Here is a 7,966-nt window from a genome sequence, read left to right as displayed (position 1 = left end):
TGCGGACCGGGCGACTTCTGGGGCGGTGAGGAGCGCAGCCTGGGGGCGGGCGCGCCTGCCGAAGGACAGGCGCGCTTCGTGATCTGACTCGCCGCAGCTGTCTGAGCGCAGCGCCCGCAGGGCGCGTAGCGAGTTCTGCGGCGCCGCCCCCAGGCGAGCACCGCAACGGAGTCGGTGCGAAGCGCCGACCGCCCCAGCAGGAGCCCGGGCCGCAGACCGCCTTGCGCGGCGCGCACACGTGTACACCCCACCCGCCCAGCAATCAAGGGGGCAAGCGAACGCAACGTGTTGATTTCGAGCCCTATCGAGCAGAGCGCGGCGAGCCCGGACGCCTCAACTTCTTGTCGCGCTCACTCACCAGGTACTCCATCACGTACCGCAGGTGCTCGGCCATCGCGTCGGAGGCCGCCTGCGCATCGCGCTGTCGCATCAGGTCCAGCACCCGCTGGCGCACGACCATGATGTTCTTGTTCGGCCGCGGGTCCACGCTGGCGAGCATGGCGCGGTAAACCTCGGACAGCGCGTCCACCATCATCAGCACCAGCGGGTTGTGCGTGGCCAGCGCGATCAGGCGGTAGAACTCGATCACGGACTGCGTGTTGCGCGACGCCCGCCCCAGGCGGAACAGGTCGGTGTGCAGGTCGATGTCCTGCTGGATTGCATCGAACTCTTCGTCGGTGGCGCGCGGGCACGCCAGGCGGATCGCCACGCAGATGATCTCGGTGCGTGCCTCCATCACGTTCTCCAGCGAGGCCTGCGCGAGCGACACCATGTCCTGCATCGTCTGCGCCAGCCCGCCGCTGCCGCCGCTTCGGATGTAGAAGCCGCCGTTGATGCCCTTGCGCGCCTCCACCACGCCAGAGACCTCCAGACTGCGCAGTGCATCGCGCGCGGCCGCGCGGCCGATGCCGAAGCGCTCTGCCAGTTCGCGCTCGCCGGGGAGCCGGTCGCCCGGTTTCAGCTCGCCGCTCATGAGCTGGTCGCGGATGCGGTCGCACACGGCCTCGAAGCCGCGGCGCGTGCGCACGGGTTGGTAGAGCGATTCGTTCGACATGGAGCGGATGTCCTTTTTGGGGTTCCACAGTATTGCATATTCATTGGTTGAACCATAAGATGGTTCACCATGGACCTGGACCTGACCACCGAGCAGCGCGCCTTCAGAGACGAGGTGCGCACCTTCATCCGGTCGCGCCTGCCCGCGGAGATCCGCGAACGGCTGCGCGCCGGCCATCCACCGCGCAAGCAGGACACCGTGACCTGGCAGCGCATCCTCAACGAACGCGGCTGGGCCGCGCCGCACTGGCCCCGGCGCTACGGCGGCGCCGACCTCGGGCCGATGGAGCGGCTGATCCTGCTCGACGAGATCTACCGCGCGCCTGCGCCGCTGCCGCAGGTGTTCAACGTCGGCATGCTCGGGCCGGTGCTGATGAAGTTCGGCACGCCCGCACAGTGCGACTACTTTCTGCCCCGCCTCGCCAACCTCGACGTGTGGTTCTGCCAGGGCTTCTCGGAGCCCGGCTCCGGCTCCGACCTGGCCTCCCTGCGCACCAGCGCACGCCGCGATGGCGACCACTACGTCGTCAACGGCCAGAAGATCTGGACCACCACGGCGCACCTGGCCGACTGGGTGTTCGCGCTCGTGCGCACCGACAGCGAGGCGCGCAAGCAGGAGGGCATCTCCTTCCTGCTGATCGACCTGCGCACGCCCGGCATCACCATCCGTCCAATCCGCTCCATCGATGGCGAGCACCATCTGAACGAAGTGTTCTTCGACGAGGTGCGCGTGCCCGCGGGCAACCTGGTGGGGCAGGAGAACAAGGGCTGGGACTGCGCGAAGTACCTGCTTGTCAACGAGCGCACCGGCATCGCCAATGTCGGCCTGTGCCGTGAGCGGCTCGACCATGCGCGCGAGCTCGCCGCGCGCCACGCGCAGGCCGGCAGGCCCCTGCTCGACGACGCCGGGCTGCGCGGCGAGATCGCCCGGCTCGACGCCGAGATCCGGGCCCTGGAGATCACCAACTGGCGCTTCCTGCTCACGCAGAGCGAGCAGCAACGCCTGCCCGCCTTCGCCTCCGTGCTCAAGCTCAAGGGCACCGAGCTGCAGCAGGAGATCAACGCGCTGCTGGCGCGCATCGCCGGCCCCGGCGGGCTGGAGCGCCGTGCCGCGGATGACGTGACCCACGGCCCGCTGGCGCCGCGCTATTTCTACTCGCGCGCCGCCTCCATCTATGGCGGCACGACCGAGGTGCAGAAAGACATCCTGGCCAAGGCCATCGTCGGCTGAGGGGAAGCACGCACATGAATTTCGAATTGAACGAGGACCAGGCTGCGCTGGCGGAAAGCCTGCAGCGCATGCTGGCCGACCGCAGCACCTTCGAGCAGCGCCGCGCGCTGGTGGCCTCCGGGGCGGCGCACGATGACCAGGCCTGGGCCGCACTCGCCGAGCTGGGCGTGACCGCACTGCCGCTGCCCGAGGCGCACGGCGGCTTCGGCGGCGGCGCGCGCGACCTGCTGCCCGTGATGCAGGCGCTGGGCCGGTCGCTGTCGATGGAGCCCTTTCTCGCAAGCACGGTACTCGCAGGCACCGCCCTGCGCCTGGGCGCGGACGAGGCCACGCAGGCGCGCCTGCTGCCCCGCATGGCGAGCGGCGAACTCGTGCTGGCCTGGGCCCACGACGAGTCCGCCGGCCGGCACGCGCCGCTGTGGGTGGAGACGCGCGCCGAGCGCAGGAATGGCCGCTGGGTGCTCGACGGCATCAAGTCGAACGTGCTGGCCGCCGGCCTCGCGCAGCACATCGTCGTGAGCGCGCGCGTCAGCGGCGTCGCGGGCGATCCGGACGGCTGCGCCCTCTTCCTTGTGGACCCGAAGGATCCCGGCGTTGCGCTGCGCGAGTTCCGGCTGGTCGACGACACCGCTGCGGGCGAGCTCGCGCTGCGCGAAGCCAAGGCCGAGCCGCTGTCCGATCCGCTCGACGCGGCGCATGCGCGTCGCGCCATCGAAGGCACCGTGGCCGCCGGCATCGCCGCCGCCTGCGCCGACATGACGGGCGCCGCCCAGGCGGCGTACGAACTCGCGATGGACTACCTGCGCACGCGCAAGCAGTTCGGCCGCCTCATCGGCGAGAACCAGGCCCTGCGGCACCGCGCTGCCGAGATGCTGGTGTGCCTGGAGATGGCGCGCAGCATGGCCATGGCCGCGGCCGTCGCGGCCGACGCCCCCGAGGGCGACGACGCGCCCCTGGACCTGCACCGCGCCAAGCTGTCGGTGGCCCGCAATGGGCGCCAGGTGGCGCACGGCGCGATCCAGCTGCACGGTGGCATCGGGATGACGGAGGAATACGCGGTGGGCCACTGCCTGCGTCGCATTCACGTGCTGGACCAGCTGTTCGGCGATGCCGATGCCCACGCCGCGCGCCTCGCGGCCACCCTGAACTGAGGAACACGAGCTCATGAGCACCCCGATGATCTACCTGGACGGCCGCGGCATGACGCGCGACGAGGTGCTGCGCGTCGCACAGCAGGCCGCCACCGGATTCGAACAGCTCGGCGTGCAGGAGGGCGACACTGTCGCGCTCCTGCTTCGCAACGATTTCGCCTTCTTCGAGGTGCAGCAGGCCGCCGCGGCGGTCGGCGCCTACGGGGTGCCGCTCAACTGGCACGGACGCAGCGACGAGCTCATCTACGTGCTGGAGGACGCGAAGCCGAAGGTGCTGGTGGCGCACGCCGACCTGCTCGAGCCGATCCGCGCCCTGGTTCCCGCGGGCATCCGCATCTTCGTGGTGCCGACGCCACCGGAGATCCAGGCGCACTACGACGTTCCGGCCCGCCTCGCCCAGCCGCGGCCGGGCGATACCGTGTGGCGCGATTGGGCGCAGCGCTTCGAGCCGCTGCAGGCACCGCCGCGACGCAGCCGCGCGACGATGATCTACACCTCCGGCACCACGGGCCATCCCAAGGGTGTCAAGCGCCAGCCCGCCACGCCCGACGAAAGCAAGGCTTACGCAGACCTCTTCGCCAGCGTGTACGGCATGAAGCCCGGCGTCCGCGCGCTGGTGAGCGGCCCGCTCTACCACGCCTCGCCCAACGCCTATGGCCGCCACGCGCTGATGACGGCCGAGGTGCTGGTGCTCCAGTCCAAGTTCGATCCGGAAGAGACGCTCGCGCTGATCGAGAAGCACCGCATCGACAACGCGGTGATGGTCCCGACCATGTTCGTGCGCATGCTCAAGCTGCCGGCCGAGGTGCGCAACCGCTACGACGTGAGCTCGCTCAACTGGGTCACGCACACCGGAGCGCCCTGCCCGCGCGAGGTGAAGAAGGATCTGATGGACTGGTGGGGTCCGGTGGTCTACGAGACCTACGGCGGCACCGAGGTCGGCACCGCCACCCTCGCCACGCCGCAGGACTGGCTCGAGCACCCAGGCTGCGTGGGCGTGCCCACGCCCGGCACGCAACTGGCCTTCTACGACGAGCAGGGCCAGCGCCTTGCCGAGGGCGAGACCGGCGAGATCTACGCGCGCGTGCCGGCCTATGCCGACTTCACCTACCTCAACCACGAGGAGAAGCGAAGGAGCGTGGAACGCGACGGACTCATCAGCCTCGGCGACGTGGGCTACATGAAGGAGGGCCGCCTGTACCTGTGCGACCGCCGCTCCGACATGGTGATCTTCGGCGGCACCAATATCTACCCCGCCGAAATCGAGATGGTGCTGACGCAATGCCCCGGCGTGAAGGACTGCGCCGTATTCGGCATTCCCGACGAGGACTTCGGCGAATCGCTCGCCGCGGCGGTCGAGCTGATGCCCGGCGCGCAACTGGGCGCGGAGGAGATCCGGGACTATCTGCGGGCCCGCATCGCCAAGTACAAGGTGCCGCGCCGCATCGACTTCCATGACTCGCTGCCGCGCGAGGACAGCGGCAAGATCTTCAAGCGGCGGCTGCGCGATCCGTTCTGGCAGGACGCCGGGCGCAAGATCTGAGGAGGGCGCGATGGGCAAGTGGCTGCAGTCCACCGAGCACCTCGTGCTCGACGTGCGCGAGCGGGTGGCGCGCATCACCCTCAACCGTCCCGACCGGCGCAATGCGCTGTCGTGGGAGCTGCTCACCGAGCTGCGCGGCGCGCTGTTGGAGGCCGACGACCTGCGCTCGGTGAGCGTGATCGTGCTGGAGGGCGCGGGCCCGGACTTCTGCGCCGGCTACGACATGAAGTCGGCCTATGCGCGCTACGCCGCCGAGGACGCCGCAGCCCTCGAGTACCGCAGCGGCAGCGGCTCCTTCGACGACGACGCGTGGAAGCTCGAGCGCTTCCAGGAGCTGCTGCGCACCGCCTTCGTGCTCCACAAGCCGGTGATCGCCAAGGTGCACGGCCATTGCGTGGCCGGCGGCACCGACCTCGCGCTGTACTGCGACCTGGTGATCGCGGCCGACGACGCGCGCATCGGCTTTCCCGCCACGCGCGCCATGGGCTCGCCGCCCAACCACATGTGGTTCTACAACGTCGGCCCGCAGTGGGCCAAGCGCCTGCTGCTCACCGGTGACGTGGTGAGCGGCGCCGACGCGGCACGCATCGGCCTGGCAGTGGCGAGCGCGCCCGCCGCGCGGCTCGAGGACGAGGTGATGACGCTGGCGCGCCGGCTCGCCACGGTCGACCCCGAGCTGCTCGCCACGAACAAGCGCATCGTCAACCTGGCGCTGGAGCTGGCCGGTGCGGGCACGCTGCCGCGCCTGGCGGCCGAGATGGACGCGCGCGCACACCTGTCGCGCGCCAAGAAGGATTTCGATACCGACGTGGCCGCGCTGGGCTTCAAGGCCGCGGTGCGCAAGCGCGACGAGCCCTTCGGGGATGGTGTCGCGCGGCCGAGCTGGTGATCCCGCTTACCCCCGACAAGGAGACGAGCATGCCGAAGCACTTCTCGCGCGCACGCCGCGCGCTTCTCGCCACCGCCGCCGCGCTTGCAACGGCGGCCCTGCCCGCGGCCGCCCAGGATGCGCCTTTCCCCGGCAAGCCGGTGCGCATCGTGATCCCCACCGCGCCCGGCGGCAACCTCGACGTGCTCGCACGCCTGGTCGCCGCCAAGCTCACCGAGGCATGGGGCCAGCAGGTCATCGTGGAATCGAAGCCGGGCGCCAACACCATCCTCGCGACCACCGCGGTCGCCAAGTCGCCCCCGGACGGCTATACGTCGCTCTTCACCATCAGCGGCTTCGTCCAGAACATCGTGCTGCAAGCCAACCCGCAGTACAAGATGGGCGACTTGGCGCCGGTGTCGCTGGTGGCCAGCTTCCCGATCGCGCTGGCGGCCAATGCGGCGCTGCCGGTCAGCGACCTGGCGGGCGTGGTCCGGCTCGCGAAGCAGGCGCCCGAGAAATACACCTTCGGCAGCTACGGCGTCGGCTCGGGCGCACACCTGATCGGCGAGGGTCTCAACAAGGCGGCGGGGATCCGCATCAAGCATGCCGCCTACAAGGGGGAGGCTGCCTCGTTCGTCGACGTCGCCAGCGGCGACATCGCACTCGCCTACGGCTCGGTGGGCTTCTACGCCAACCAGCTCGCCACGGGCAAGGTCAAGCTGATCGCGGTCGCTGCGCCGCATCGCCTGAAGACCTTCCCGGACCTGCCCACCTTCGCCGAGGCCGGCTATCCCGACATCAACCTGCCCGGCTGGGGCGCGATGTTCCTGCCGGCCGGCACGCCCGCGCCGATCGTCGAGAAGTACGTGCAGGAGATCCGCCGGATCGTGGCCATGCCCGACGTGCAGGCCAGGATCTACGCGCTCGGCTACGAGCCTGTCGCCAACACCAACACGGAGTTCGCGCAGTTCCTCCAGGAAGACCTGAAGCGCTGGACCCGGATCGCGCGCGAGAACGACATCAGACTGGATTGAGGACTCATGAAGAACCGCGTCACTGAACTGCTGGGCATCCGCTACCCGATCGTGCAGGGCGGCATGCAATGGGTGGGCCGTGCCGAGCTGGCGGCTGCCGTCTCCAACGCGGGCGGACTGGGCACGCTCGGCGCGCTCACTCAGCCCACCCCCGAGGACCTGGCCCGAGAGATCGAGCGCTGCCGCACGATGACGGACCAGCCCTTCGGCGTGAACGTCACCATGCTGCCGACGGTGAACCCGCCGCCTTACGAGCGCATCTTCGACGTGATCCTGGCGCAGGGAATCCGCGTGGTGGAGACGGCCGGCAACGTGCCGAAGGCCGTCTTCCAGCGCCTGCATGCGGCCGGCGTCGTCATCGTGCACAAGTGCACCTCGGTGCGGCATGCGCTGGCCGCCGAGAAGCGCGGCGTGGACATCGTCAGCATCGACGGCTTCGAATGCGCGGGCCATCCCGGCGAGGAGGACGTGCCCGGGCTGGTGCTGATCCCTGCCGCGGCGTCGGCGCTGCGCGTGCCGGTGATCGCCTCGGGCGGCATCGCGGACGGGCGCGGCATGGCGGCGGCGCTCTCGCTCGGCGCCGAAGGCGTGAACATGGGCACGCGCTTCGTCGCGACGCGCGAGGCGCCGGTGCACGAGGACGTCAAGCAGGCGCTGATCGCCGCGCGCGAGAACGACACGCGGCTGATCATGCGCACCTTGCGCAACAGCTCGCGGGTGCTGCTCAATCCCGTGTCCGAGGAGGTGCTCGAGCTGGAGCGCCGTCCGGGCGGCGCGGCCTTCGAGGTGCTGCGGCCGCTGGTCAACGGGCAGCGCGGGCGCGCTGCGCTGGAGAGCGGCGATACGCGCAACGGGCTGATCTGGGCCGGAATGGTGGCGGGGTTGATCGACGACATCCCGAGTTGCGGCGAGTTGATCGAGCGCATGGTCGGGCAGTGTCGCGCGCGGCTCGCTGCGGCGGCGGTGCTTGTGGCGGGATGAGGCGGTCGGGTGTCGAAACGCGGCCTTGCGTTGTTAGCTTTCCGTCGTGGGAAGGGCTGGAGTGGGGGCGCTCTATTGCCTGATTCGGACGTTGCTGTTGTG

Annotated in this window: 7 protein-coding genes; 6 read left to right on the top strand and 1 reads right to left on the bottom strand. The window is 70.0% G+C overall.

Translation table 11 applies throughout. From position 1 onward, the window contains the following. Window positions 1-301: 301 nt before the first annotated feature. The gene (locus APY03_RS23245) at window positions 302-1,054 is read right to left on the bottom strand and encodes a FadR/GntR family transcriptional regulator (RefSeq protein ID WP_068680491.1); all 753 of its coding nucleotides are present in this window, start codon (window positions 1,052-1,054) and stop codon (window positions 302-304) included. A gap of 69 nt (window positions 1,055-1,123) precedes the next feature. Between APY03_RS23245 and APY03_RS23240 the strand changes: the two genes are divergently transcribed. Genes APY03_RS23240 through APY03_RS23215 form a run of 6 tightly spaced genes read left to right on the top strand, consistent with a single transcriptional unit; the run spans window position 1,124 to window position 7,864 of the window. Beyond that, window positions 1,124-2,284, top strand: coding sequence for an acyl-CoA dehydrogenase family protein (locus tag APY03_RS23240; protein WP_068680490.1), 1,161 nt, complete (start codon window positions 1,124-1,126; stop codon window positions 2,282-2,284). A gap of 14 nt (window positions 2,285-2,298) precedes the next feature. After that, window positions 2,299-3,435 carry an acyl-CoA dehydrogenase family protein gene (locus APY03_RS23235; RefSeq protein ID WP_068680489.1) on the top strand — a complete coding sequence of 379 codons (1,137 nt, stop codon included), beginning with the start codon at window positions 2,299-2,301 and terminating at the stop codon, window positions 3,433-3,435. Window positions 3,436-3,448: 13 nt separating this feature from the next. Continuing rightward, a complete protein-coding gene (locus tag APY03_RS23230) occupies window positions 3,449-4,978 on the top strand; it encodes an acyl-CoA synthetase (RefSeq protein ID WP_068680487.1) in 1,530 nt (509 codons plus the stop codon). Window positions 4,979-4,988: 10 nt separating this feature from the next. Beyond that, a complete protein-coding gene (locus APY03_RS23225; protein ID WP_068680485.1) occupies window positions 4,989-5,867 on the top strand; it encodes a crotonase/enoyl-CoA hydratase family protein in 879 nt (292 codons plus the stop codon). A 29-nt stretch (window positions 5,868-5,896) separates the two neighbouring features. Beyond that, a complete protein-coding gene (locus tag APY03_RS23220; RefSeq protein WP_068680483.1) occupies window positions 5,897-6,883 on the top strand; it encodes a tripartite tricarboxylate transporter substrate binding protein in 987 nt (328 codons plus the stop codon). Window positions 6,884-6,889: 6 nt separating this feature from the next. Then, window positions 6,890-7,864 (top strand): NAD(P)H-dependent flavin oxidoreductase, encoded by a 975-nt coding sequence (locus APY03_RS23215; RefSeq protein WP_068680481.1) that lies wholly within the window; start codon window positions 6,890-6,892, stop codon window positions 7,862-7,864. The last annotated feature ends 102 nt before the right edge of the window (window positions 7,865-7,966 follow it).

The sequence above is a fragment of the Variovorax sp. WDL1 genome (genome assembly GCF_001541225.1).
In the GTDB taxonomy this organism is placed as follows: domain Bacteria; phylum Pseudomonadota; class Gammaproteobacteria; order Burkholderiales; family Burkholderiaceae_C; genus Variovorax.
Note: the sequence above shows the minus strand (reverse complement) of the source record. Positions and strands in the feature narration are given on the sequence as shown.